Annotated in this window: 27 protein-coding genes; 10 read left to right on the forward strand and 17 right to left on the reverse strand. The window is 72.2% G+C overall.

Going from position 1 to position 25,051, the window contains the following annotated elements:
• Positions 1-16: 16 nt before the first annotated feature.
• The 5 genes from MicB006_RS01530 to MicB006_RS01550 all read right to left on the reverse strand — a co-directional run bounded on the left by MicB006_RS01530 (position 17) and on the right by MicB006_RS01550 (position 4,680).
• Complete coding sequence (locus MicB006_RS01530) at positions 17-1,165, reverse strand: hypothetical protein (protein WP_116511071.1); 1,149 nt, start codon at positions 1,163-1,165, stop codon at positions 17-19.
• Between the two features lie 96 nt (positions 1,166-1,261).
• Complete coding sequence (locus MicB006_RS01535) at positions 1,262-2,011, reverse strand: ZIP family metal transporter (protein WP_116503350.1); 750 nt, start codon at positions 2,009-2,011, stop codon at positions 1,262-1,264.
• 40 nt (positions 2,012-2,051) lie between these two features.
• Entirely contained in the window at positions 2,052-3,251 is a 1,200-nt protein-coding gene (gene eis, locus MicB006_RS01540; protein ID WP_116503352.1) for an enhanced intracellular survival protein Eis, read from the reverse strand.
• A 52-nt stretch (positions 3,252-3,303) separates the two neighbouring features.
• Positions 3,304-4,023 carry a PP2C family serine/threonine-protein phosphatase gene (locus tag MicB006_RS01545; protein WP_013283512.1) on the reverse strand — a complete coding sequence of 240 codons (720 nt, stop codon included), beginning with the start codon at positions 4,021-4,023 and terminating at the stop codon, positions 3,304-3,306.
• A gap of 93 nt (positions 4,024-4,116) precedes the next feature.
• Positions 4,117-4,680 (reverse strand): helix-turn-helix domain-containing protein, encoded by a 564-nt coding sequence (locus MicB006_RS01550; protein WP_116503354.1) that lies wholly within the window; start codon positions 4,678-4,680, stop codon positions 4,117-4,119.
• A gap of 57 nt (positions 4,681-4,737) precedes the next feature.
• On the opposite strand from MicB006_RS01550, the gene MicB006_RS01555 reads away from it, so the two are divergent.
• Positions 4,738-5,952 carry a benzoate/H(+) symporter BenE family transporter gene (locus MicB006_RS01555; protein WP_116503356.1) on the forward strand — a complete coding sequence of 405 codons (1,215 nt, stop codon included), beginning with the start codon at positions 4,738-4,740 and terminating at the stop codon, positions 5,950-5,952.
• Between the two features lie 11 nt (positions 5,953-5,963).
• Here MicB006_RS01555 and MicB006_RS01560 read toward each other — a convergent pair whose 3' ends face one another.
• The 8 genes from MicB006_RS01560 to MicB006_RS01595 all read right to left on the reverse strand — a co-directional run bounded on the left by MicB006_RS01560 (position 5,964) and on the right by MicB006_RS01595 (position 12,434).
• On the reverse strand, positions 5,964-7,871 hold the full coding sequence (locus tag MicB006_RS01560) for a GGDEF domain-containing phosphodiesterase (RefSeq protein ID WP_116503358.1): 1,908 nt from the start codon (positions 7,869-7,871) through the stop codon (positions 5,964-5,966).
• A complete protein-coding gene (locus tag MicB006_RS01565; protein WP_116503360.1) occupies positions 7,858-8,481 on the reverse strand; it encodes an RNA polymerase sigma factor in 624 nt (207 codons plus the stop codon). The genes MicB006_RS01560 and MicB006_RS01565 overlap by 14 nt, the downstream gene beginning before the upstream one ends.
• Positions 8,478-8,771 carry a hypothetical protein gene (locus MicB006_RS01570; protein ID WP_116503362.1) on the reverse strand — a complete coding sequence of 98 codons (294 nt, stop codon included), beginning with the start codon at positions 8,769-8,771 and terminating at the stop codon, positions 8,478-8,480. The genes MicB006_RS01565 and MicB006_RS01570 overlap by 4 nt, the downstream gene beginning before the upstream one ends.
• 234 nt (positions 8,772-9,005) lie before the next feature.
• The gene (locus MicB006_RS01575) at positions 9,006-9,371 is read right to left on the reverse strand and encodes a hypothetical protein (protein ID WP_116503364.1); all 366 of its coding nucleotides are present in this window, start codon (positions 9,369-9,371) and stop codon (positions 9,006-9,008) included.
• Between the two features lie 29 nt (positions 9,372-9,400).
• On the reverse strand, positions 9,401-9,649 hold the full coding sequence (locus MicB006_RS01580; RefSeq protein WP_026268772.1) for a hypothetical protein: 249 nt from the start codon (positions 9,647-9,649) through the stop codon (positions 9,401-9,403).
• Between the two features lie 77 nt (positions 9,650-9,726).
• On the reverse strand, positions 9,727-10,197 hold the full coding sequence (gene mscL / locus MicB006_RS01585) for a large conductance mechanosensitive channel protein MscL (RefSeq protein ID WP_073826544.1): 471 nt from the start codon (positions 10,195-10,197) through the stop codon (positions 9,727-9,729).
• Between the two features lie 48 nt (positions 10,198-10,245).
• Entirely contained in the window at positions 10,246-11,628 is a 1,383-nt protein-coding gene (tnpB, locus tag MicB006_RS01590; RefSeq protein WP_116503366.1) for an IS607 family element RNA-guided endonuclease TnpB, read from the reverse strand.
• A gap of 113 nt (positions 11,629-11,741) precedes the next feature.
• The gene (locus MicB006_RS01595; protein WP_116503368.1) at positions 11,742-12,434 is read right to left on the reverse strand and encodes a FadR/GntR family transcriptional regulator; all 693 of its coding nucleotides are present in this window, start codon (positions 12,432-12,434) and stop codon (positions 11,742-11,744) included.
• Between the two features lie 49 nt (positions 12,435-12,483).
• Here MicB006_RS01595 and MicB006_RS01600 point away from each other — a divergent pair, with 49 nt between their 5' ends.
• Positions 12,484-13,752, forward strand: coding sequence for an MFS transporter (locus MicB006_RS01600; RefSeq protein WP_116503370.1), 1,269 nt, complete (start codon positions 12,484-12,486; stop codon positions 13,750-13,752).
• Positions 13,753-13,762: 10 nt separating this feature from the next.
• Here MicB006_RS01600 and MicB006_RS01605 read toward each other — a convergent pair whose 3' ends face one another.
• Positions 13,763-14,119, reverse strand: coding sequence for an STAS domain-containing protein (locus MicB006_RS01605; protein WP_073826535.1), 357 nt, complete (start codon positions 14,117-14,119; stop codon positions 13,763-13,765).
• A gap of 159 nt (positions 14,120-14,278) precedes the next feature.
• Here MicB006_RS01605 and MicB006_RS01610 point away from each other — a divergent pair, with 159 nt between their 5' ends.
• From MicB006_RS01610 to MicB006_RS01635, 6 genes are read left to right on the forward strand one after another with little or no spacing between them, the layout of a single operon-like run.
• Positions 14,279-15,139 carry an STAS domain-containing protein gene (locus MicB006_RS01610; protein ID WP_116503372.1) on the forward strand — a complete coding sequence of 287 codons (861 nt, stop codon included), beginning with the start codon at positions 14,279-14,281 and terminating at the stop codon, positions 15,137-15,139.
• Positions 15,139-15,549, forward strand: a complete 411-nt coding sequence (locus MicB006_RS01615) for an STAS domain-containing protein (RefSeq protein ID WP_073826529.1) — start codon at positions 15,139-15,141, stop codon at positions 15,547-15,549. Before MicB006_RS01610 ends, MicB006_RS01615 begins: the two co-directional genes overlap by 1 nt.
• Positions 15,546-15,965, forward strand: a complete 420-nt coding sequence (locus tag MicB006_RS01620) for an ATP-binding protein (RefSeq protein ID WP_073826527.1) — start codon at positions 15,546-15,548, stop codon at positions 15,963-15,965. Before MicB006_RS01615 ends, MicB006_RS01620 begins: the two co-directional genes overlap by 4 nt.
• On the forward strand, positions 15,962-16,975 hold the full coding sequence (locus MicB006_RS01625) for a SpoIIE family protein phosphatase (protein WP_116511073.1): 1,014 nt from the start codon (positions 15,962-15,964) through the stop codon (positions 16,973-16,975). The genes MicB006_RS01620 and MicB006_RS01625 overlap by 4 nt, the downstream gene beginning before the upstream one ends.
• Entirely contained in the window at positions 16,972-18,318 is a 1,347-nt protein-coding gene (locus tag MicB006_RS01630) for a sensor histidine kinase (RefSeq protein ID WP_116503373.1), read from the forward strand. The genes MicB006_RS01625 and MicB006_RS01630 overlap by 4 nt, the downstream gene beginning before the upstream one ends.
• Positions 18,319-18,320: 2 nt before the next feature.
• On the forward strand, positions 18,321-19,859 hold the full coding sequence (locus MicB006_RS01635; protein ID WP_073826524.1) for a SpoIIE family protein phosphatase: 1,539 nt from the start codon (positions 18,321-18,323) through the stop codon (positions 19,857-19,859).
• A 308-nt stretch (positions 19,860-20,167) separates the two neighbouring features.
• Here MicB006_RS01635 and MicB006_RS01640 read toward each other — a convergent pair whose 3' ends face one another.
• The gene (locus MicB006_RS01640) at positions 20,168-20,956 is read right to left on the reverse strand and encodes an AraC family transcriptional regulator (protein WP_116503375.1); all 789 of its coding nucleotides are present in this window, start codon (positions 20,954-20,956) and stop codon (positions 20,168-20,170) included.
• Between the two features lie 31 nt (positions 20,957-20,987).
• On the opposite strand from MicB006_RS01640, the gene MicB006_RS01645 reads away from it, so the two are divergent.
• The gene (locus tag MicB006_RS01645; RefSeq protein WP_116503377.1) at positions 20,988-21,554 is read left to right on the forward strand and encodes a TIGR03086 family metal-binding protein; all 567 of its coding nucleotides are present in this window, start codon (positions 20,988-20,990) and stop codon (positions 21,552-21,554) included.
• Positions 21,555-21,723: 169 nt separating this feature from the next.
• Here the strand turns inward: MicB006_RS01645 and MicB006_RS31925 are convergent, their stop codons facing one another.
• Positions 21,724-21,867: a hypothetical protein gene (locus MicB006_RS31925; RefSeq protein WP_192900171.1), complete on the reverse strand. Its 144-nt coding sequence runs from the start codon at positions 21,865-21,867 to the stop codon at positions 21,724-21,726.
• Between the two features lie 22 nt (positions 21,868-21,889).
• Between MicB006_RS31925 and MicB006_RS01650 the strand changes: the two genes are divergently transcribed.
• Positions 21,890-22,837 (forward strand): threonine/serine dehydratase, encoded by a 948-nt coding sequence (locus MicB006_RS01650; RefSeq protein ID WP_116503378.1) that lies wholly within the window; start codon positions 21,890-21,892, stop codon positions 22,835-22,837.
• A 47-nt stretch (positions 22,838-22,884) separates the two neighbouring features.
• Here MicB006_RS01650 and MicB006_RS01655 read toward each other — a convergent pair whose 3' ends face one another.
• Positions 22,885-24,978 carry a S9 family peptidase gene (locus tag MicB006_RS01655; RefSeq protein WP_116503379.1) on the reverse strand — a complete coding sequence of 698 codons (2,094 nt, stop codon included), beginning with the start codon at positions 24,976-24,978 and terminating at the stop codon, positions 22,885-22,887.
• Between the last annotated feature and the right edge of the window lie 73 nt (positions 24,979-25,051).

Consider the following 25,051-nt stretch of genomic DNA (forward strand, 5'->3'; position numbering starts at 1 on the left):
ATCGGAGAGGGAGGTGTCAGGAGATGCGGGCGCCCAGGAAGAAGATGCCGGGGTGGCCCTTCGTCTCGAAGCCTCTGCTCGGGTTGCGGCGCAGCGTTGAACTGTCGATCTGCAGCGTGCCGGTGCGGTTGTTGCTGACGAAGAAGATCGCGCCGCCGCCCTCGTTCGCGCTGTTGTCCTCGATCACCGTGCCGGCGATCCGCACCGCGAACTCGTTGCCGTCGCAGTAGATCGCGCCGCCGCTGCCGCCGCCGGGAGTGCCGCCCCGGGCCGGGTTCGCGCCGGTGCCGACCGCCCGGTTGTCCCGGAAGGCGCTGTTCAGCACCGTCCAGGAGACGCCGATGCTGCTCAACGCCCCGCCGTTCGCGCACACCCCGCCGGTGAAGGTGCTGCTCACCACGTACACCGGTTTGTTCTCGAACTGGCTGAGCACGCGCAGCGCCGCGCCGCCCAGATCTGGGCCGGTACGGTCGCAGCGGTTGCCGACGAACCGCGAGTTGACCACCTTGAACCGCCCGCCCCGGACGAAGATCCCGCCGCCCCCGCCGCCCTCGGTCCGCTCGCCGGTGGAGTCGCCGTCGGCGAACGTCAGGTTCTGCACGGTGAGCTGCGGATGGTCCTGATTCTGGCAGTGCGAGGTGGTGAAGCCCTGCGCCTGGTCGCAGGTGTTCATGTAGAGGATGCGCCGCTTGCCGCCGCCGCTGAGCGTGACCTTGCCGCCGCCGTCCAGCACGATGCGCGGGCCGTGCGAGTTCACCACCTTGGCGGTGGCCTTCATGGTGATGGTCACCGGCGCGGGCCCGCAGTCGAAGGTGATGACGCCGCCGGCCGCGACGGCCTTGACCACCGCCTCGGAGGTGCAGCTCGCCGGGGTGCCGCTGCCGACGGTACGGGTCGGGCGCGAGGTGTCCACCGCCCGCGCCTCGGCTGGCACGCTCGCCCGGCCGGCGGGGTTGCCGGCGCGGAACGCCACGGTGGCGGGGGTCGGGCTCGGCCGGGCGCTGCCCAGCCCGGCCCGCCCGCTCGCGGCGGGCGAGGGGTCAGCTGCCGGACCGGCCGACGAGCCGGCGTCGGCGGCGGGCGCGGGGGCCGGATCGTCGCCGCCGCAGGCGGGCAGCGTCGCCGTCGCCAGGGCGAGGACGAGCAGGGTGACAGCCGACTTCACGTGCACCGCCCGATGCTAGGAGGACCGGCCGCCCCGGCACGACTCCCCAGCCGATCCTTAACCCGCCGCTAAGCCAGCGCCCCGGCGCCGCGACGGTCAGGCGTGCGACAGCGCGAACGCGACCAGGAAGCCGAGCACGGTGATCAGCCCGACCAGCAGGTGCGCGTCCGCGAACGACTCCGGGACCATGGTGTCGGTGATCATGGCGAGGATCGCGCCCGCGGCGAGCGCGGTGATCGTCGCCAGCGCCTCCGGCGGCGCGCCGCCGAGCAGCGTGTACCCGGCCAGCGACGCCGCGCCGGAGATCAGCGCGATGGCCGTCCACAGCCCGAACACGTAGCGCCGGGTGCGCCCGGCCTGCCGCATCCCGGCCGCGCTGGAGAGCCCTTCCGGCACGTTGCTGAGGAACACCGCGATGACGGTGACCAGGCTGACCGGGCCGCCCGCCAACAGGCTCGCACCGATCACCACCGACTCGGGTACGCCGTCGAGCAGCGCGCCGACCGCTATCGCCGTACCCGAGCCGGGCTGCTCCCGCTCGGAGGGCTGCTCGTCGCCGGAGCGCTTGCGGTGCCGCGCGCCGTGCCGGGCCAGCAGCACGTTCGCCCCGGTGTACGCGAGCGCGCCGGCCGCCGCGCCGATCACCACCGGTCGCAGGCCGCCCTGCTCGTGCGCCTCGTCGATCAGCTCGAACGAGACGGCGGAGAGCAGCACGCCCGCCCCGAACGCCATCACCGAGGCGGTCGTCCGGCGCGGTACGCGCGCGAAGAACCCGACGGCCGCCCCGATCAGCAGGGCCGACCCGGCGAGCAGGCCCCAGAATCCCGCTTCCAGCCACTCCGGCACGCGCTGGACCCTACCCCCGCGCGCGTGCCGCCAACCGGGACTAGAAGTCGGCGAACAGGTGCGGCAACTCGCGCGGGAAGAGGCGGCGCAGCTCACCGGCCGCGTCCACCGGGACATCACCCAGGCCGCGTACGACCACCTCGGCCGGGTCGAGCACGCCGTACGCCAGGGCGGACAGCCCGGCGGCGGTGAGCCGCGCGGTCGGCACGCTGCCCTCGGCGGTGGTCTGCGCGGGCAGCACCGCCAGTTTTCCGGTGGTGCCGTCGAGCAGGTGCCTCCCGGCGAGCCAGCGGTCGCCGACCACCTCGATCAGCACCCGGCCGACCCCGACCGGCTGGTCGGCGAGCGCGTCCAGGCTGAGCAGCCGGGCCATCGGCGCGGTCGGGTCGGGCCGGGCGACCCGCGCCTCCACCTGTACGTCGAGGTCGGTGAGCCACAGCTCGGGCAGTTCGTCGGGGGGAATCTGGACGCTGATCCGGGCGACCTGGTCGACGTGCCGGGCGAAGAACTGGAGCACCGACGTCCGCGCGTGCGGGTCGTCGACGAGCAGGTCGTCGGCGTGCAGCGTGCCGGCGTGGTCGTCGATGCGGTAGGTGACCGCGCCGACCGTCTCGCCGCCGCGCACCACGCTGACCAGCCAGCGGTCGTCCCGGTCGCGCAGCCCGACCGCCCGGAAGTCCGGGAAGACCGCGAAGCCGTGCCGTTCGCGCAGGCAGCGCTCGGTGTACGCGCGCCACCGCGCGTACCCCGCGCCGATCCGCTCCCAGACCAGCTCGTCGGGCAGTTCGGCCCGCAGCAGCGGTGCCAGGTCCGCCGGGTTGAAGACAGCGGTACGCCGCCGGGGCAGCCCGATGTAGCCGAAGCGCTCGTAGAACGAGGCGCGGAACGGGTGCAGCGCGCTGAGCTGCTGCCCCTCGTCCCGCATGCCGTCGAGGAGCCGGTGCATCAGCGTGCGGACGTGTCCGCGCCGGCGGGCCAGCGGATGGGTGGCCACGCCTGCGACGCCGGCCATCGGCAGCACCGCGCCGCGCAGGTTCTGCCGCATCGGGATCGCCGAGACCGCCGCCGCGGTGACCCCGTCCTCCTCGGCCACGAGCGTCGTGTTCCCGGCGTTGTACGGCAGGTAGGCGCGGAACTGGTCGGTCCGGGAGGCAACCATCGGCGAGGCCTCGAACGCGTACGCCTGGAGCGGGAAGCTGGTGGTCAGTCGTTCATCGGCGGCCAGCCGGCGGATGTGCATCCATTCATCCCAACCGCACCGGGCGCGGTCCGCAACCGGAAAGGCCGCCCGCTCACGCCTCGGTGACGTCCGAGATGACCACCGTCACGTTGTCCGGCGCGCCGGCCTGGTGGGCCAGCTTCACCAGTTGCTCGCCGCACTGCTGGCGGTCGCCGTAGGTGGCGAGCGCCGCCGCGATGGCGGCGTCCTCCACGTAGTCGGAGAGGCCGTCGCTGCACAGCAGCAGCCGGTCGCCGGGGAACACGGTGAGCGCCCCGACGGCGGGTGGCGCGTCCGAGCCCTGCACCGCCCGGGTGACCAGTGAGCGCTGCGGGTGGTGCCGGGCCTGGTCGCGGGAGAGCGCGCCCTGGTCGACGAGCGCCTGCACGAACGTGTCGTCGCGGGTGAGCTGGGTCAGCTCGTGGTCGCGCAGCAGGTAGCAGCGGGAGTCGCCGACCTGGGCGAGCACCAGCGTGTCCCCGGCGAGCAGGGCGGCGGTCAGCGTCGTACCCATGCCGTCTCGGGCCGGGTCGACGGTGATGGCCGCGCGGATGCGCTGGTTGGCGGTGCTGACCACGGCGCGCAGCGCGTCGGCCGCCTCGTCGGCGCCGGTGGGCGGCGTCAGCTCGTCCAGGATCCGGATGACGATCTCGCTGGCCACCTCGCCGGCGGGGAGCCCGCCCATGCCGTCGGCCACCGCCACGAGGCGGTCACCGGCGAGGGCGGAGTCCTCGTTGTTGGTCCGGACCAGGCCGACGTCGTTGAGGATGGCCGAGCGGAGGATGAGCGTCATGAGGACAAGCTTGCCAAGAAGAACGGCTCCGCGTCTCTACGCGGTGGCGGGTCTGCTGAAAGAAATGTCATCCGCTTGCATCCTGGGTATGTGTCAACTGTCCGGTGTGGACGGTCGAGGATAACGCAGCAGCAGGCTCGCGTGGACCTCCTCCTCGCCCACCACCGCGTACGTGTGCGGCACGTCGGAGATCCACCGCAGGTAGCCGCCCGGACCGGCGGTCAGCGGGGCGTCGACCGGGCCGGCGCGCAGGACGCCGGAGAAGACGGTCACATGCTCGGTCACGCCGCTGGAGTGGGCGGGGGAGAGCTGCGCCGGGCCCGGGGTGACCCACATCCGGTACAGCTCGTAGGTCGCCTCCCGGTCGCCGAAGACCTCCAGCAGCGCTGCGCCGACAGCGGCCCCGCGTACGGTCGGTGCCTGGTCGGGCGCGGAGAGTACGGCGGTCAGCGGTACGCCGAGCTGCGCGGTGATCGCGTACAGGGTCTCCAGCCGGGGGTTGCGCACGCCGTTCTCCAAGCCGGAGAGCGTGGCCTTGCCGACGCCCGCGAGGCGGGCCAGTTCGGACAGGGAGATCCCACGTTCCGCGCGCAGCGCGCGGATGCGCCGGCCGACCTCCTGTGCGCTCCGGTCACCGGCTGGTGGGGCACCTGTCATGGGGCTATGGTGCTACACCGTGCCGTTCCGTAAACGGAACGGGCGGAGGGGAGAAGCATGGCCGGTCGACTCCAGCCTGTGCTGGCCGGCGTGGTGACCGCACTGGTCGGCTTCGCCAGCTCGTTCACAGTCGTCCTGGCCGGGCTGCGCGCGGTCGGCGCCGACCGGGACCAGGCGGCCTCCGGCCTGCTCGCGCTCTGCGTCGCCAGCGGCGCCTGCGCGGTCTGGCTCGGCCTGCGGCACCGGCTGCCGCTGTCGATCGCCTGGTCCACGCCGGGCGCGGCGTTGCTCGTGGCCACCGGGCCGGTCACCGGCGGCTGGCCCGCCGCAGTCGGCGCCTTCCTGCTCGCCGGCCTGCTGATCGTCGCCGCCGGGCTGATCCCCGCGCTCGGCCGCGCGGTCGCCGCGATTCCCGCCCCGATCGCCTCCGCCATGCTCGCCGGGGTGCTGCTGCCGTTGTGTACGGCACCCGTACGCGCCCTCGTGGAGGTGCCCCGGCTGGCCGGGCCGGTGGTGCTGGTCTGGCTGCTGCTGCACCGGTTCGCCCGCCGGTGGGCGGTACCCGGCGCGCTCGCCGTGGCAGTGGTGGCGATCGCGCTCACCACCTCAGGCCCGGCGCGGTTGGACGCCGCACCGGTCGTCGCGCTCACCGCGCCGGCCTGGACGCTGCCCGCCGTCGTCGGGCTCGCGCTGCCGCTGTTCCTGGTCACCATGGCCGCCCAGAACGTGCCCGGCACCGCGGTGCTCGCCGGGTACGGCTACCGGGCCCCGCTGGGCTCGGCGCTGCGGGTGACCGGGCTCGCCACCGCCCTCGGCGCTCCGGCCGGCGGGCACGCGGTGAACCTGGCCGCGATCACCGCCGCCCTGGCCGCCGGGCCGGACGCCCACCCGGACCCGGAACGGCGCTGGATCGCCTCGGTCACCGCCGGGATCGGCCTGGCGCTGCTCGGCCTCGGCGCGGGCGTGGCCACCACACTGGTGCTGCTCTCCCCGCCGGTGCTGGTCGAGGCCGTCGCCGGGCTCGCGCTGCTCGGCGCGCTGGCCGGGGCGGTCGCGGCGGCGGTGGCCCAACCGGACGCGCGGGAAGCAGCGGTGGTGACGTTCGTGGTCACCGCCTCCGGGGTCAGCCTGTTCGGGGTGGGCGGCGCGTTCTGGGGACTGGTCGCCGGCTGGCTGATGCTGCTGCTGTTCCGCCGCCGCGCGGCCGCGCCCCCGCCGGCCGGGTCGCCCGAGGCGGAACCCGCCCCGCCGGTTCCCAGCCGGACCGGGTGACGACCGACCTGTCATCCCATGGCGGTCTGCTGAGGCGGCAGCCGCAGTTCGAGTTCGATGCTCTGAACCTCCTCCTGACCCACCGTTATCGGTTCCGGTCGCCCGATCTGATAACCCTGGGCGAAGTCGACCTCCGCGGCGCGTAGGAGATCGAGGGTCTCCTGGTCCTGGACGTACTCGGCGGCGACCCGGATGCCGAGCGTGTGGCACAGCTCGACGAGCGCCGACACCACAGCCTGATCGGCCGGCGACCGGCACAGGTCGACGATGAACGCGCCGTCGATCTTCACCAGGTCCACCGGCAGATATTTGAGTTGGGCGAGCGCGCCGTATCCGGTGCCGAAGTCGTCGAGCGCCAGGTGGCAGCCGACTTCTCTGATCCCGGTGGCGAATGCCACTGCCTCGTTGCGATTCTCGATGAGCGCGGTCTCGGTGATTTCGAACGTCAGGCATTCCGGCTTGACGTGATGCCGGTGGATCGCCTCGGTCACGAAGGCGAGCAGTCCCGGGTCGGCGAGCGACTTCCCGGAAATGTTGACCTGGTAATGGGAGGTCTGTGCCCCGCGGCCGATCAGTTCCAGAGCGTGGTCGATCACCCACTTGTCCACCGACAGGATCTCGCCGACCCGCTCGGCCATGTCGAGAAAGGCCCACGGCGCGACCGGCTCGCCGGTGTCGCTGCGAACGCGCAGCAGGATCTCGTGGCGGGCGACCTGATTGAGCCCGAGATCGATGATGGGCTGGGCGTAGAGGGCGAACCGGTTGGCCGCGACGGCGCGACGAATCCGCCGTCGGCACCGGTCCGTCCGTTCCCTCTCGGCGACCGGCTGCTCCAGCACCTTGACGGCGGTGGCGTTGCGGTGCGCGTCGCGGGCGGCGTGCTCGCCGTCCACGAGAAGGTCGAAGCCGGTGTCCGGGATGTCGTTGCCGAAATGGACCACACCCGCCGAGGTGTTGAGCCGCAGTGGCTTCTGCCGGACGCTGAAGAGATGGTTCCGGAACTTGTCCACGATCCGGGCGGCCAGGGTCTCGGCGGTCTCCGCGTCGTCGCGGGAGGCGAGCAGTAGGCCCCACGAGCCGGAGCCCACCAGGCCGCTGGTGACGTCGTCCCCGACGACTGTGCGCAGGGTCCGGGCGATCTCCGCCGTCAACTGGTCCCGGTCCTCGTCGGTGAGCGGCGCGTCGGGCAGCCGGGTAGCCGGCTCGGTCGCCACGACGATCAGGGCGCCGCCGGTGGTGCGCCGCGCCCGGTCGACCTCGTCGATCACGTAGCCGCGGGTCTGGAGCCCGGTGAGCACGTCCCGTACGGCCGGGTCGGCGCCGAGCATCCGGCTGCGCACGGCGAGCCGGCGCTGCTCCTGGCGGGCGAGTTCGAGCGCGGTGATGTCCTCGCCCGTGGCGATGACGCCCACCGGCCGACCCGCGTCGGTCAGGATCTCGAGGTGGCAGTACACGTGGCGGATGCTGCCTCCGGGCTGGACCACCCGGAAGCCGATCTCGTCGGGGCGGCTCTGCTCCCACGCCGTCCGCGCCGCGGCGAGGACGCGCTCGACATCGGCGGGATGAACGAGTTCGAAGAGCGCCCGCGGGGTGAGGCGGAGCGTTCCCGGCGCGTGTCCGACGATCATCGCCATCTCGTCGGACCAGGAGAGCCGCTCGAAGCGATCCGTCCTGCCGTCACCGAACAGCCAGGTGACGGTGCCCTGCTTCGCCAACTGGGCGGCGCGGGTGACCCGGGTGGCCTCGTCCGCGTCCCAGGTCAGCGGATCGGCAAGATCGGTGTCCACGATGATCTGGTAGCCCTCGGCGAGGGAGAGGTCGTGCTGACTCTGCACGGTCCGCGCGACACGGCGGGCGCGGGCGAGCTCCAGAGGGCTGGGTGCGGTCTCGGCGAGCGCCAGGATGTCATCGAGATCCACGGCTGGCCCCCTGCCGCCGGTCGCTCTCCGATCGGGTGAAGCCGGCTTTCTCCGCCAGTTCGCACAGCCCTTTCTTGGCGGCGGCCTTGTAGGAGCGGACGCTGTTCTCGGTCAGTCCGAGGATGCGGGCGATCTCCTGGTTGGAGAAGCCTTCCTTCGACATCTGGAACACCTCGGCGTGCCGTACCGGCAGCTGGTGCAACCAGCCGCGCAGCGTCTCCTGTGCCTCCCACGCGTCCGCGATGTCCGAGTGGGACGACGGCGGGAGGTCCTCCGGCGCCACCGCGGCTTCCCGCCGGCGCCGTTCCTGGTCCTTCAGCATCTTGAACCGCGCCGTACGAACGATCCAGCCGGCCGGTTTGACGTGGTCGCGAAGCTTGGACCACTCGACCCGACCGTGCAGAAAGGCTTCGTGAAGTGCGTCCTCCACCGCTTGGCGGTCCCGGCATCTCGCCCTGAGGATCCGTTCCACTGTGTGGTACGAGCCTTCGGTGAACTCGGCGAACTCCCGGTCGTGAACGGCCTTCAGGCGGGCCGCCTCGGCCTCGCGCAGAGCGTCGTTGTCGTCGGGATCCGGCGTCAGAGCGGCTGTGCCCTTGATGTCGGTCACGCCGCCTCCTCGACGGCCCCGGGCTTCGACGCGCTGCGCCCGCCCAGCTCGACCTCCCGATGCCCGTCGCGATCACGCTCCACGATCCGTACGACGTCGTGGTCGGCCTCCGCGAGCCGGATCAGCCATGTCACCCGGGCTGTGGTGCGTGTTGTCGCCTCGCGTTCCTCGTTCATCCGGGCGCGGTATGCCACGTAGGCCCGCACCAGGCCCGCCACCACTGCGGCGACGGCAGTGGCCACGGCCACCACCTGATATCCGGTGAGCGGTTCCGCCAGCGCTTCGTTCATTGTTCCCCCTCGGCCCCCTTGGTTCGCCAATTACTATCCGTGGCGAGAGGCCGATGTAGATACCAGAACACGCGCAATGTTTTTGAAGATCAACGATCAAGTCGTTCATCAGCGATTAAAGCGCAAAGTCATGGCATTGAGACTCTGCGCAAGGGAATCGACGAGCGGCTTTTCCGGGCAACTTGCATTGATCACCTATTACTACGGGTGACAAATCCATCACCTCGGCGGGCGTCACTCCTCGGCGGGAAGCTCCGCGGCCGGAACGGTGAGGCGAACCGCGCCGTCGCTCACCGCCGCGATCCGGTCGGCGAGCACGTAGACCGCGCCGGTGCGGACCAGATCGGTGGAGACCTTCAGGTAGCCGTCGCGCAGCAGCCGCGCGGCCAGGTCGGCCGGTACGTCCGGCTCCTCCACCGCCGCCGACTCGATCAGCTCGTCCAGGCTGCTGCCCGGGTCGACCGGCGCGGGCGCCTGCACGGTCACCGCGGCCGGGTCGCCGCGCTGGACGAGATCGACGGTGCCCACCTCGACGCCCGCGGAGTCGACCACCCGCATGCCGGTGGTGATCCGGGAGACGGTGTCCTGCTGCTGGCTCATGCAGCAGCGGTTCCCGGGCCACGCGGACGCTAAACGGACGGGGCCCAGCCGCCCGGCGGGCGGGGGGACAGCTCGCGCCAGGTGTCGGTGCCGTCCAGCAGCGCCCGGACCGTCTCCTCCGCCTCCTCGACGCTGGCGTGCTCGTAGAACCGGGAAACCCCCTCGGCGCCGCCGGCCCGCTGCTCCACGTGCCAGCGGTCGCCGTCCACCCGGAGGAAGACGTCGCGCCGGGCGAGCCGTCCCCATTTCCCGTTCCACCAGTGCCTGCGCTGCTCCATGCCCGGACTCTATCGAACATGTGTTCGATACACGTCGGCCCCCGCGGGATTCCCGCGAGGGCCGATCGGTTATGGCGTCAGCGCGGCGCGGGCGGCTCCTGCCGGCGGCCGAGCACGTCGTCCAGGGCGCTGCGCTGGCCCGGCGTGCCGTGGTTGCCGGCGAGCAGCGCGTCGCGGATCTCGGTGAGCAGCTTGACCTCCTCGCTCGGGGCCGAGGGCGGCGGCTCCTCGCCGCGCTTGCGCCGCTCGGCGAGCCGGTTCATCGGGTAGACGACGAGGAAGTACAGCGCCGCCGCGGTGAGCGCGAACGTGATCACCGCGTTGACGAAGGCCACCCAGTCGAACGGGATGCCCCGGAACGTCGGCGTCGAGCCGGTGAGCCCGTTCTTGCTGCCCGTGATCAGCGCGATGAACACGCGTACCAGCGGTTCCAGGAACGACTTGGTGAGCTGGGTCACCACGCCTGTGAAAGCCGCGCCGATGACGACACCGACCGCCAGGTCGACGACGTTGCCGCGCATGATGAAGTCTTTGAAGCCCTTGAGCATCCGTACTCCCGTGCCCTGATGAGTCTGTGTCGGGGACAACCTATGCCGTTACCCATCGCCGGCTCTAGTGAGCTCGCGATCGGTAGTCCTGCCTTGCGGCCGGACGGTCCCGGTCTGACCCGCTGAGGCAGCGCCGGGTTGACGCTTCACTGCCACCAGCCCAGCATGCTGGGTCTTACGGACGGCTCCACGTCCAGCCACCGGACCACTCCCGGTGGTGTGACTCGCGACTAGGGCGGCCAGATTGCGGGCAGCGTTGAGATCCCTATCAAGTACCAGGCCGCACGTTGTGCAGATGTAGGTCCGCTCGGCTAGGGCCAGCTTGGCTTTCGCCGCACCGCAACCCGAGCAGGTTTTCGATGAGGGATACCAGCGGTCGGCCAGAATCATTTGGCCGCCGTACCACTCGGCTTTGTATGCCAGTTGCCGGCGCAGTTCGGCAAAAGCGGCATCGGCGATATGCCGCGCCAGCCGTCGATTGCGCAGCATCCCGGCGACGTTGAGGTCTTCTAGCACGATCGTGCCGTGTTCTCGGGCGAGGCGGGTGGTGAGCTTGTGCAACCCGTCGCGACGCAGGTTTCTCACCCGTGCGTGAGCCCGGCTGAGGCGGGCGGATGTCCGTTCCCACCGGCCGGACGGGTGGCGGCTGGCGCACCGATCCGGTCCGGCCTTTCGGGCCAGCGCTCGGCTGAAACGCCGCAACCGCGCCTGTGCACCAATCAGGTGCTGGGGGTTTGGTGCCTTCTCACCGGTCGAGAGCACCGCGAGATGCTTGATGCCAAGGTCGACACCGACCACCGACAGGGGTTGGGTCGGGCGGCGATCGGTTCGCTCGACCTCGCAGGTGAAGGCCACGTGCCACCGGCCGCCGTCACGGCGCACGGTGGCGGACATGATTCGGGCGGTCCCGCTGTCGATGCGGCGGGCGAGCTTACGGGCGGACTCGTGTAGCTTCAGCCGGCCTAGCCGTGGAAGCACTATATGCTTCCGGTCCAACTCCACCCGGATCGTGCCAGTGGTGAAGCGAACGCTCGGCGCAGTGCGTCGGCGGGACTTGAACCGGGGGAAACCGGCGGGTCGGCCGGCTCGGTGCCCGCTGCGGGAATGGGTCCAGTTCCTCAGTGCTCGGGCGAGTGCGTCGAGACCCGTATTGAACGCTTCTTTGGAGCACTCCGCCCACCATGGGGCGACCTGCCGCTTAGCGGCGTTCCATTCCTTGCGCAGCCCTGGAAGCGACCACGACAGCGCCGGGGTGAGTTGATTATCCGGGATGCCGTAGGTGCGCTCCGCAGCCCGTTGACACATCACTGCTCTGACTCGTGCGAGCGCCCAATTGTGCGCCACACGGGCGGCTCCGGCGTGCGCAAGTGCTGCGCGTTCCTGCGTCGGGGTGAGATCGAGGGCGTATCGGTACGCCTGGATCGTCTTCACGCGGAACCATCGGGAGGTGACGGCGCCGGCCAGGATGCCGTGGCCACTACCTGCTCCTTCGGGTCTCCCGTCATGTCAGGAAGCTAGCGGGTGCCAGTGACATTTTGCGTGCGTCAGCAGCCGCTGCCCCCGGCGGGCCCTTCGAGAAAAGCGCCGGCCTCGATTGCCGCCCGCTGCGGGTCGCCGGCCCGGATCGCCTCCACCAGCCGGCCGTGATCCACGTACCGCTCCGGAGTCAGCGCCTCGCCCATCGCCTGGGCCACAGTGCTGCGCAGCGCGGCGCCGACCGAGGCGTACAGCTCGGCGAGCATGGCGTTGTGCGCGGCCGCCACCACGGCGGTGTGCAGCGCGGCGTCCGCCTCGACGAACTCGTCCACCCGGCCGCCGCGCCAGGCGGCCTCCCGGGCCGCGAGCGCGCCGTCGAGCGCCGCCAGGTCCTCGGGGGTACGCCTCAGCGCGGCGAGCCGGGCTGCCTCCACCTCGAACGCGCGCCGGACCTCGATCACCTCGGTCATCCGGTCGTCGGTGAGCCGGCGGGCCACCACCGGCGCCAGCTCGTCTGTCGACACCACGTAGGTGCCGGAGCCCTGCCGGCACGCCAGCACCCCGGCGTGCACGAGCGCCCGAACCGCCTCGCGGACCGTGTTGCGCCCCACGCCCAGCTCGGCGACCAGTTGCGGCTCGGTGGGGATGCGCCCGCCCACCGGCCACTCGCCGCCGAGGATGCGCTCCCGGAGCTGCTCGATGGTCTGGCGGACCCGGTGACCGCGCGGCGGCACGGCGACGGAATCCACGGCGGGTGTCACGGGTTACACCTCATGCCGAAATTCATCCCATGATTGTAGGTTCGAGGTCATGACTCCGCCACCTGCGCCCGCCGCGACAGTGCCCGCCCCGGGCGTCGCGTCCGCGGTCACCCCCACCCCGGCGCCGCGCGCGGTCCGGGGTGGTCTGCTCGTGCTGACCGGGATGCTGCTGGTCGCGCTGAACCTGCGGGCGGCGGTGACCAGCCTGGGCGCCCTGCTCGACGAGGTCCGGGTCGGTCTCGGTCTCTCCGGGGCCATGGCCGGCCTGGTCACCACGCTGCCCACCATCGCGTTCGCCGGCCTGGGCGCGCTCACCCCGTGGCTGGTCCGCCGCTGGGCCGCGCCCCGGGTGCTGGTGCTCGCCATGCTGGCGCTCACCGTCGGGCAGGTGCTGCGCGCGCTCACCGGCTCGGCGGCGGTCTTCGTGCTCACCAGCGCGCTCGCGCTCGCCGGCATCGCGGTGGCGAACATCCTGCTGCCGATGCTCGTCAAGCAGCACTTCTCGCACCGCACCGGGCTGGTCACCGGGGCGTACACGATGGCCCTGACGGTGGGCACGACGGTGGCCGCCGCCGCGGCGGTGCCGGTCGCGCACGCCTTCGGCTCCTGGCGGGCCGGACTCGGTGTCTGGGCCGCGCTGGCCGCGCTGGCCGTACTCCCGTGGGTGCCGCTGGCGCTGCGGGCCCGCGCCGCGCGACGGGCCGCGCCCCCGGCGGTGGCGGTCGCCGCCCCGGCGCGGGTGCGCCCGGAGCGGACCCGGCTCGGCTGGGCCATGGCTGTCTACTTCGGGGCGCAGTCGCTCAGCGGGTACGCGATCATGGGTTGGCTGGCCCAGCTCTTCCGGGACGCCGGGTACCGCCCGGAGACGGCCGGGCTGCTGCTCGCCGGGGTGACCGCGCTGGGCGTGCCGGTGGCGCTGATGATGCCGACGCTGGCCGGCCGGCTGGCCACGCTCCGGCCGCTGGTGCTGTCACTCACCGTGTTCTCCGCAGCCGCGTACACCGGTCTGGCGCTGGCCCCGCGCGGCCTGGCGCCGCTGTGGGTGCTGCTGCTGGCACTCGGCCAGGGGGCGTTCCCGCTCATCCTGACCACGATCGGGCTGCGCGCCCGGACCGCCGAGGGCACCGTGGCGTTGTCCGCGTTCGCGCAGAGCACCGGGTACGTCATCGCCGCGCTCGGGCCGCTGCTGGTGGGCATCCTCTACGAGGCGACCGGCGGCTGGACCGCCCCGATCGGCTTCCTGCTGGTGGCGCTGGCCGTGCAGACGGCGGCGGGCATGGTGATCGCCCGTCCCCGCTACATCGAGGACGAGCGCTGAGCAGGACCGGTCAGGAGGAGGTCGTGGTGGGTTCGCCCGCGACGGCCTCTTCCACAGTCGGGTACGTGTGCAGCACCTCGACCAGCCCGCTGACCTCGAGGATGCGCAGCACGCCGCGCTGCGGGGCGGCCAGCCGGACGACGCCGCCGGCCTCGTCGCAGTTGTTCTTCGCCCGGACGAACACGGACAGGCCCGTGGAGTCGCAGAACGACACCTCGGCCAGGTCGAAGACCAGGCGGTTGCGTCCCTTGTCCAGCAGATCCGTGATCTGGTCCTGCAGTTGCGGTGCCGTGGCCATGTCCAGCTCGCCCGCGACCGACACGACGACCACGTCGCCGCGCTGTTCCGTGTGCACCGTCAAGGACATTCGTCGACCTCCTGTGTTCGGAGGAACGGTATCCCACGTCGGGTCCGCCGCGCAGAACGGGAGCGGTACAGGTGCGGGCGATCATTTCTTTGCTCCGCGACAAGTAGTCCGCCAGCCTCCGGTGATAGAGTCCGCCCGTCCAAATCAGGGAGGTCAACCATGGCGTTGAGCGCCGAACAGGGTGATCGGCTCGCCCACCTGCTCACTGAGCACGCGGAGCGGTTGACCAGTCGCTGGACCGAGATCGTCGCCGGTTCGCTGCGTGGTCGTCTGAGCCGGGCCGAGCTGGCCCGCCAGGTGCAGGAACTGCACCGCGCGCTGATCGACGCCGGCCGGCATGGCGTCTCCGACCTGGCCGGCGAGCACGCCGGTGAGCTGCGCGCGGTGCTGTCCGAGCTGTCCACGAACCGGGCCCGGCAGGGGTTCTCCGCGACCGAGACCGCGATCAGCGTGTTCGCGTTCAAGGACTCGCTGCTGGAGCTGATGGAGGACGAGAAGGGCGACAACACCCTTCGTGACTTCGTCACCTACTCCGCGCTCGTCGACCAGATGGGCCTGTTCACCTTCGAGACGTTCGTCCGGGCCCGCGAGAGCCTGATCGCCGACCAGGCGGAGCAGTTGCTGGAGCTCTCCACCCCGGTGGTCAAGCTCTGGGAGGGCGTGGTCGCCGTCCCGCTGGTCGGGACGCTGGACTCGGCGCGCGCCCAGGTCGTGATGGAGCGGCTGCTCCAGACCCTGGTCGACACCGGGTCGCCGTACGCGATCATCGACATCACCGGCGTGCCGGCGGTGGACACCCAGGTCGCGCAGCACATCCTCAAGACCGTGGTGGCCGCCCGGCTGATGGGCGCCGACTGCATCATCTCCGGCATTCGGCCGCAGATCGCCCAGACGATCGTGGCCCTCGGCATCGAGTTCGGCGACATCGCGACCAAGGCGAGCCTCGCCGACGCGCTGCGCCACGTGCTGCGCCTGACCGGGGTTGAGACCACCGCTCGCCGCCCGCGCCGGGAGTCCTGATGGAACGGGTGCCGATCCTCAAGATCGGCGACATCCTGCTGGTCTCCATCCAGGTCGACATGTCCGACCAGACAGCGATCCAGCTGCAGGAGGACCTGGCCGAGCGGATCGTCGCCACCGGCTGCCACGGCGTGATCATCGACATCACGGCGCTGGACATCGTCGACTCGTTCGTCGGCCGGATGCTCTCCACCATCGCTTCCATCTCCAAGGTGCTGGACGCCGAGACGGTGGTGGTCGGCATGCGCCCGGCCGTCGCCATCACGCTCGTCGAGCTGGGGCTGTCACTCAACGGCATCCGTACCGCGTTGAACGTCGAACGCGGCATGGAGCTGATCGCGGCGAGCCGCGCCGACGAGTGGGACGAGGCGGCCGACGAAGAGGGCACCGACACGACGGCGACGGCATGACCACCGGCGTCGACCTCGGCGTGCCGGCGACGCAGGCGATCCGCAGCGACGAGGACGTGGTACGGGTCCGGCAGTTGGTGCGTACCACCGCCGTCGCGGTCCGGCTCTCCCTGGTCGACCAGACGAAGCTGGTGACCGCCGCCAGCGAGCTGGCCCGCAACACGCTGATCTACGGCGGCGGGGGCCGCGCCGAGGTGAGCACCGTCTCCGACGGGCGACGGCGCGGCGTGCGGATCCTCTTCGCCGACGAGGGTCCGGGCATCCCCGACCTCGACCTGGCGCTGACCGACGGCTACACCACCGGGGGCGGACTGGGCCTCGGGCTCAGCGGGGCCCGCCGGCTCGTGGACGACTTCGACATCCAGACGGCTGTCGGCGAGGGGACGCGGATCACCGTCACCAAGTGGTCGCGATGATCGGCGACGTGGTCCCCGACCACGGGATGTGGTTCCGGATCGACAACGGCGCGACCGCCGGCGGCGTACGCCGGGTCGCCGAGCGTCTCGGCCGGCAGCTCGAAATGAGCGCCGAACGTGTCGCGGACCTGGCCATCGTCACCGCCGAGATCACCAGCAACCTGGTCAAGCACGCCCGCGAGGGCGCGCTCCTGATGCGTCCGGCGCGCCGGGCCGGACTGGCCGGGGTGGAGCTGGTGGCCATCGACTCCGGCCCTGGCATGGCCGACCTCACGCTCTCCTCGGTCGACGGCCACTCCACCGCCGGCACGCTCGGCATCGGCCTCGGCGCGATCGTCCGGCAGGCGAGCCGGTTCGACGGCTACTCGATGCCCGGCCGGGGCACCGTCCTGGTCGTCCAGCTCTGGGACGTCGCACCGCCGGATCCGGACTGGGCGGGCGCACTGGCCCGGCCGATCACGGGGGAGCAGAGCAGCGGCGACGGGTACGCGGTCCGCGAGGTCGACGGCCGCCGCCAGGTGCTGGTCTCCGACGGCCTCGGCCACGGGCCACTGGCCGCCGCCGCGACCGGGGCCGCCGTGTCCGCGTTCCGCTCCGCGCCCGACGGGCCGCCGGACGTGGTGGTGCGGCACCTGCACGCCTCCATGTCGCACACCCGGGGCGCGGCGCTCGCGGTGGCCGAACCGGATCCCGCCGCCGGGCTGCTCCGCTACGCCGGCCTGGGCAACATCGCCGCGATGATCGTCACACCGGGCGAGCGGCGGCGCGGGCTGGTCTCGCTGCCGGGCATCGCGGGGCACCAGCGTCCGACGATCCGCGGGTACGACTACCCCTTCTCGCGCGACGCCACCCTGGTCATGCACAGTGACGGGGTGGTGGATCGCTGGGACCTGGACGACTACCCCGGGCTGGCCGGGCGCAACCCGTTGCTGACCGCCGCGACGCTGCTGCGTGACGCCGGCACCCGCCGCGACGACGCCTGCGTCCTGGTGGCGCGGGGGGCGGCATGACCGAACCCCTTCTGCACCTCGCGCTCCGCGTCGAGCAGGACATCTTCCTGGTCCGGCAGCGCGGCAGGGAGGTGGCCGCGGCGGTCGGGCTGGAACACCAGGACCAGGTGCGGATCGCGACCGCGCTGAGCGAGGTGGCCCGGGAGCTGCTGCGCGGGTCCGACGGCGCGGACGTCACGTTCGCCCTCGACCGGGACGCCGTGGGCCGCAGGGTGCTTCAGGTGGACCTGTCACCGCTGCGTCCGCTGCCCGGCGGCCGGTACGAGCCGCAGTCCGGCGCCGTCGCGCGTCTGGTGGACACGTTGCGGGTGGTGGCCGTCGAGGGCGATACCGTCGTGAGGATGTCCAGACGGGTGCCCGACCACGCCGAGGAGCTGACGCCGGAACGCGCCGGCCGGCTCCGGGCCGAGCTGGCCGAGCGTGCTCCGGGCTCCGCGCTGGACGAGTTGGCCGCGCAGAACTCCCAGCTCATCACGGCCCTCGACGAGGTACGCAGCCAGCGCGACGAGCTGGAGGTGCTCAACTCCGAACTGCAGGAGACCAACCGGGGCGTGATGGCGCTCTACAACCAGCTCACCGAGGAGCTGGAGGAGACCAACCGGGGCGTGGTGGCGCTCTACGCCGAGCTGGAGGAGAAGTCCGCGCAGCTGCGGGCCGCGAGCGAGTCGAAGAGCCGGTTCCTGGCCAACGTCAGCCACGAGCTGCGCGCGCCGGTCACCGCGATCATCGGACTGGCCCGGCTGCTCGCCGACTCCGCCTCCGACCCCCTCACCGGCGAGCAGGCCCGCCAGGTGGGGCTGATCCGGTCCTCGGCGGGCGACCTGCTGGGGCTGGTGAACGAGCTGCTCGACCTGGCGAAGGCGGAGTCGGGCCGGATCGAGCCGGAGTGGTCCGAGGTCGACCTGCGCGCGGTGTTCGGGCAGCTGCGCGGCACGCTGCGGGCGCTCACCACCCGCTCCGAGGTGGAGCTGGTGGTCGAGGAGCCGCCGGCCCCGGCGACGCTCCGCTCGGACGAGGTGCTGCTCGCCCAGGTGCTGCGCAACCTGCTGCACAACGGCCTGAAGTTCACCGAGCGCGGCGAGGTACGCCTGCGCGCCGAGCGCCGGGGCGAGCAGTGGACGCTCTCGGTCACCGACACCGGCGTCGGGATCCCGCCCGAACTGCACGAGCGGATCTTCGAGGAGTTCTACCAGGTGCCCGGCACGACGCGGGTCGGCGGCACCGGGCTCGGCCTGCCGTACGCACGGCGGCTGGTCACCCTGCTCGGCGGGACGCTGGAGCTGAGGAGCGAAACCGGCCGGGGCAGCACGTTCACAGTGTTCCTTCCCGCGGGCGGAGCGTGACGGTGGACAGCGGGGCGGTTACCGTGCTGGTGGTCGACGACAGCGGCCCCAAGCGGTACCTGCTGGTGAACTGGCTCACCCGGGCCGGTTTCGTCACCATCGAGGCCGAGAACGGCACGGAGGCGCTGGACCGAGTGGCCCGGGAGCACGTCGACCTCGTGGTGCTCGACGTGCGGCTGCCCGACATGAGCGGCTTCGAGGTGTGCGAACGGATCAAGGAAACGCACCCGTACATCCCGGTCATCCACGTCTCCGCCCACGCGGTGGACGTGGTCGACCGGGCCCAGGGTCTCACCCGGGGCGCGGACGCCTACCTGGCCGAGCCGATCGAGCCGGAGGAACTGGTCGCCACCGCGCACGCGGTGCTGCGCTACTACCAGGCCCGGCTGCGTGCCGAGCAGCTCGCCGAGCGGCTCGCCGCGCTCGCCGACGCCACAGTGGAGATGCACGCGACGCCGAACTTCGTCCGGCTGCTGGAGGCGGCCGCGAGCGGCGCGGCACGGATCTTCAAGGCCCCCGCGGCGGTGGTCGCCGAGACGTTCGACGGGGACTGCCTGGCCGGGGTGGCGGTCGACCCGCACACGCCGGCCAGGATCGTGCCGTGGGTGGTGGACGACACCGGAGTGCCGATCGGCACCCGGGTACGCGTCGACGACCCGGGCAACTGGGCGCTGACGGGCTGGCCGGACGGGGACACGGTGACGGTGGCCGCCTCCCGGCTGCGGGAGGACCGGGCCCCGCTGTACGTGGTGGTGCCGACCGCCACCCAGACCGTCCGTACGCCGGTGCTGGTGCAGCTCGCCCAGGCCGTCGCCTCGGCGGTGGAGGCGCAGCGGTCCTTCGACGAGGAGCACCGCATCGCTGTGACGTTGCAGCGCAGCCTGCTGCCGCAGCGCCTGCCCGACGTCGTGGGCCTGGACCTGGCCGTGCGGTACGAGCCGGCGAGCGCGCAGACCGAGGTGGGCGGCGACTTCTACGAGCTGGTGATGCTCGACGGGCACCTGCTGGTGGCGATCGGTGACGTGGCCGGGCACTCGCTGCACGCCGCCACCGTGATGGCCGAGTTGCGGCACGCGGTGCGCGCGTACGCGGTCGAGGGCCATCAGCCCGGGGTGATCCTGGACCGGGTCAACGAGCTGATGCGCAACCTGCTGCCGACCGAGCTGGCCACCATCTGCGTGCTGCTGCTCCACCCGCCGACCGGGCTGGTCCGGCTGGCCAGTGCCGGGCACCTGCCGGCGTTGCTGAGTCGCGACGGCCGGGTCGAATTCGTGTCGCAGTCCGCGCCGCTGCTCGGCGTGCGTGCGCCGCGCCCGCCGGACCTGGAGTTCGTGCTTCCCGCCGGGGCGACGCTCGTGCTCTACACCGACGGGCTGATCGAGCGACGGGACGCCACCATCGACGACGGGATGGCGGCGCTCGGTGTGGCCGCCGCCCGGGTGGACGACAACCTGGACGAGTTCTGCCAGCGACTGCTGGTCGAGCTGGCGCCACCCGAGATCCAGGACGACGTGGCGGTGGTCGCGGTCCGCCGCCGCTGACGCGCGTTCCCTGTTACGTAACGTAGCCGAGCTGCCTGTCACGTTGAGTGACCATCACCGCTGGGTGAGCGAGTGGGCTTGCTGCCGACTTTGCTCTGCAGCCATCGGCGCAGCAGGTTTCTGACCAGGTGCTTCCTGTTGACCATGGTTGGCGGCGTCGCGCGGCTACCGTCACCGTAAGTAAGCGCTGCGTCAGTGGGTGCAGAGCAAAGTCGCCGCGAGGCGAGGTCCACCGCCCCCGCCGACTGTCACCGTGCGTCACCGCACGGAGTGGGGGTTGGCCCGCGCTCGGCAGGGCCTGACCCGCGTCACTGCTGCAGGGCAGCCAGCGAGCGGGCGTACGCCGCGGGCGAGACCCCGGCGACGGCGGTGAACTCGCGGACCAGGTGGGCCTGGTCGGCGTACCCCAGGTCGGCGGCGACCCGCGACCAGTCCAGCGGCCCGGCGGCGGCCTGTTCGATCGCCTCCTGGAGCCGGTAGCGGCGGATCACCCACTTCGGACCGACGCCGACGTGGTCGAGGAAGAGGCGCTGGAGCCGGCGGACGGAGACGCCCCGCCGCCGCGCGAAGTCGGTCACCCGCAGCACGGTCCGGTCGGCGCGGATCTCCTCGACCAGCGCGGTGGCCTCCGCGTTGAGCGGATCCGCCACCGGCGACCACGAGGTCAGCAGCTCGTCCAGCCTCGCGCAGCGCTCGTCGTCGGTCCCCGGGCAGATCGGCCCGTCGGTGATCGGTACGCGCCGGCCGGTCAGCTCGGCGACCGGACGCCGCCAGAACGGCCGGAAGCCGCCCGGGCGGAACTGGACGCCGGAGACCCGGCCGACGCCGTGCAGCGTGATGGCGAACAGGCCGGTGTCGACGCCCGCGATCTCACCGTGTTCGGCCGCGCCGTCCTGCGCCTGGAACACCACGTTCACGGTCGGGTGCGGCACCACCCGTTGCTCGAACGGCTCGTCCAGATCCCAGTCGATCAGCCAGTAGTGCTCCACCCACCGGCGCAACGCCGGGTCGGCCATCCGGCGCCGGAACCGGACCTGCCGGCGCATCCGGCCCGGATCGAGGATGCCCCGGTTGTCACGCCGCGGTTCGTGTCGCATTTCTTCAATACCACCCTCCTAGGCTGCCCCTATGAGCACGAAGACTAGTGAGCTGCTCGCCGTCGCGGCGCCGCGTACGGTCGCTGTGGTTCGCGGCATCTCCGACGAGCAGCTCGGCCTGCCCACCCCATGCCCCGACTACACGGTGCGCGACCTGCTCGGCCACCTGTTCGACGTGGTGGTCAACTTCCAGGCGCTGGCCCGCCGGGACACGGTGGACTGGTCCGGCAAGACCGACCACCTGACCGACGGCTGGCGGGACCGGTTCGCGGCCGAGACGGCCCGGTTGACCGAGGCATGGTCCGACCCGGCCGCGCTGGAGGGCGTCTCGCCGGGCATGGGGCTGCCACAGGAGACGGTCGGGTCGATGGCCCTGATCGACCTGACGGTGCACGGGTGGGACCTGGCCCGCGCCACCGGCCAGGAGCTGACAGTGGACCCCGCAGTGGTGTCGGCGGGGCACGAGTTCATGGACCGCATGGGCGACACGGGGCAGAAGATGGGCGCGTTCGGCCCACCGGTGCCCACCGAGGCGGCGCCGACCAGCATGGACGCGCTGCTCGGCCGGGCCGGGCGGAACCCGGCCTGGACCCGCTGACCCGAACGGCCCGCGTGGTCCCGCGCGGGCCGTTCGGCCGCGGTGCGCCGGTCCGCGTACCGGATGGCTCGGTGGCCCGTACTTCCGCTGTTGCTCGCCGGCACGGGGCGGCGAGCCGCACGGACGGCCGTGCCCGCCGGGCCGGGACGGCCGGCGTCCGGCCCGGCGGTCAGCGGCCGAGCAGGCCGGCGGAGCCGGCGACCACCAGCCCGATCACCGTCGAGCAGCAGCAGACGACAAGCGCGGCGGCGACCACCACGAGGACCAGCCAGGTCGGTCCCCGTCGCGCCGCCGAGGGCTCCTCGTCGCTCATCCCGGCAGTCTAGGTTGATGCGATGGAGCTGATCTCGATCGCCGACGTCCGGGCCGCCGCCGAGGACGTGGCCGGCACCGTGCTGCGGACCCCGTTGGTGCCGGTGCTCTGGGACGATCAGCTGTGGCTCAAGCCGGAGAACCTGCAACCGGTGGGGTCGTTCAAGCTGCGCGGCGCCACCCACGCGGTGGCCCGGCTCGATCCGGCGACCCGGTCGCGGGGCGTGGTCACCCACTCGTCGGGAAACCACGGGCAGGCCCTGGCGTACGCGGCCCGCGCCCTCGACGTGCCCTGCACGGTGGTGGTCCCCGAGGGCGCGCCGGAGGTCAAGGTGGCCCGGATGCGGGCGCTGGGCGCGGACGTACGGCTGGTGCCGCCGGTCCGCCGCCTCGCCGAGGCGGAACGGATCGTGGCCGAGACCGGCGCGACGCTGCTGCCACCGTTCGACCATCCGGCGATCATCGCTGGCCAGGGCACCGTCGGGCTGGAGATCGTCGCCGACCTGCCGGACGTGGACGTGGTGCTGGTGCCGGTGGGCGGCGGCGGGCTCGGCTCGGGTGTGGCCACGGCGGTCAAGGCGCTGCGCCCGTCCGCCGCCGTGATCGGCGTGGAGCCGGCGTTCGCAGCCGACGCCCGGGAATCGCTCGCCGCCGGTGAGGTGGTCGTCTGGGACGTCGAACGCACCTATCGGACGTGTGCCGACGGGCTGCGGACCAGCCTGTCCGCGTTGACGCTGGCCCACCTGCGGGATCGGCTCGACGGCATCGTCACGGTGACCGAGGACGAGATCAAGGCGGCCACCGGCCGGCTGATCCGGGACGCGCGACTGGTGGCCGAGCCGAGCGGCGCGATCGCCCTGGCCGCCCGGCTCTTCCACGGTGGCGAGCTGCCGGCCGGCCGTACCGTCGCGGTCGTGACCGGCGGCAACGCCGACCCGCACGTGCTGTCCGCCGCGCTCGCCGAGGTGTAAGGAAGGGCCCCTTATTAACAGACGTCTGTTAATAAGGGGCCCTTCCTTCACGCGCGGCCGACGCGGTCCAGGATCCAGGCGTTGACGAACGCCTCCTCGCGCCACGAGTCGTACCGGCCGCTCGGCCCTCCGTGACCCGCGCCCATCTCGGTCTTGAGCAGGTAGTCGCCCTGCGGCGCGGTCGCGCGCAACCGGGCGATCCACTTGGCCGGCTCGTGGTAGAGCACCCGGGTGTCGTTGAGGCTGGTCACCGCCAGGATGGCCGGGTAGTCGGCGGCGGTGACGTTCTCGTACGGCGTGTACGACTTCATGTACGCGTAGACCTCGGGGTCGTCCAGCGGGTTGCCCCACTCCTCCCACTCGGTGACCGTCAGCGGCAGCGACGGGTCGAGGATCGAGGTGAGCGCGTCCACGAACGGCACCTGCGCGACGATCCCGGTGAACGCGTCCGGGGCGAGGTTCGCCACCGCGCCCATCAGCAGGCCACCGGCCGACGCGCCCCGGGCGACCAGCCGGTCGCCGGCCGTCCAGCCCGCCTTGACCAGGTGCCGGGCGCAGGCCACGAAGTCGGTGAACGTGTTCTTCTTGGCCAGCAGCTTGCCCTCGTCGTACCAGCGCCGGCCCAGCTCGCCGCCGCCCCGGATGTGCGCCACCGCGAAGATCACGCCGCGGTCGAGCAGGCTCAGCCGGGCGATCGAGAACCACGGGTCCATGCTCGCCTCGTACGACCCGTAGCCGTAGATGACGGCGGGCGCCGAGCCGTCACGTGGGGTGTCCCGGCGGCACACGAGCGAGATCGGCACCCGGGTGCCGTCGTCGGCGAGCGCCCAGTCCCGGTGCTGCTCGTAGTCGGCCGGGTCGTACGGCCGCCCGTCCGGCCCGGGGCGTACCGGCTTCTGCCGCCGCAGCGTCAGCTCCCGGGTGACCAGGTCGTAGTCGTAGACCGAGTCCGGGGTGACGAGCGAGGTGTAGCGCAGCCGCACCTCGTTCGTGCGGTACTCCGGATTCGCGTCCAGGCCGACGCTGTAGATCGGTTCGGGGAAGTCGATGTCCCAGCTGTCGTCGCTGCCGACCGGCAGCACCCGCAGACCGGTCAGCCCGTTGGTACGCAGCGAGACCACGAGGTGGTTCTCGAACGCGTCGACCGCCTCAAGCCGGGTGCCGGGCGTGTGCGGGATCAGCGGCGTCCAGTCGCCCGGCGCGTCCGCCGAGGTGTACGCGAGCGCGAAGTCCTCCGCGCCGTCGTTGTGCAGGATCAGGAAGCGGTGGCCGTGGTGCTCCACCGCGTACTCGATGCCCTGACGCCGCGGGGCCACGACGGCGGGCTCGCCGGTCGGGTTGGCCGCCGGGATCACCCGCACCTCGCTGGTGATCTTGCTGTGGATGTCGATCACCACGAAGCGCTCGGAGCGGGTCAGCTCGACGCCGACCCAGAACCGCTCGTCGTCCTCCTGGTAGACCACCACGTCCTCGGTGGACGGCGTGCCGACGGTGTGCCGCCAGACCCGGTTCGGCCGCCACGCCTCGTCCACAGTGACGTAGAACAGCGTCGAGGCGTCGCTCGACCACGCCGTGCCGTAGAACGTGTCCGGCACCTCGTCCGGCAGCGACTCGCCGGTGGTCAGGTCCTTGATCCGCAGCGTGAAGCGCTCGTCGCCGGAGAAGTCGGTCGAGTAGGCCAGCCAGCGGCCGTCCGGGCTGACGTCGAACGCGCCGAGCGAGAAGAAGTCGTGCCCCTCGGCGAGCTGGTTGCCGTCGAGCAGCACCTCCTCGCCGTCGAGCGGCGCGCCGTCCGCGCTGACCGGGGGCGCGGTCTCGCCGGGGCGGACCGCGCGGCGGCACTGCACGCCGTACTGCTGCCCCTCGACCGTGCGGGTGTAGTACCAGTGACCGTCCTTGCGGGTCGGCACCGACAGGTCGGTCTCCTGGGTGCGCCGGCGCGTCTCCTCGAACAGCTCCGCGCGCAGCTCGGCCAGGTGGGCGGTGCGCGCCTCGGTGTACGCGTTCTCGGCGTCCAGGTAGGCGATCGTGTCCGGGTCGTCCTTCGTGGCGAGCCAGGCGTACTCGTCGAGGACTGTGTCACCGTGATGGACGCGCTCGGTCGGGACGCGCTTGGCGACGGGCAGTGGGGTTTCGGTCACGGCGCCACGTTACCGGGCGCCGGGCCACCGCCGGGGCCGCCCGCCGCGCGAATCCGACGACTCGCCGCCAGGA

Source organism: Micromonospora sp. B006 (assembly GCF_003408515.1).
Taxonomy (GTDB): domain Bacteria; phylum Actinomycetota; class Actinomycetes; order Mycobacteriales; family Micromonosporaceae; genus Micromonospora; species Micromonospora echinospora_A.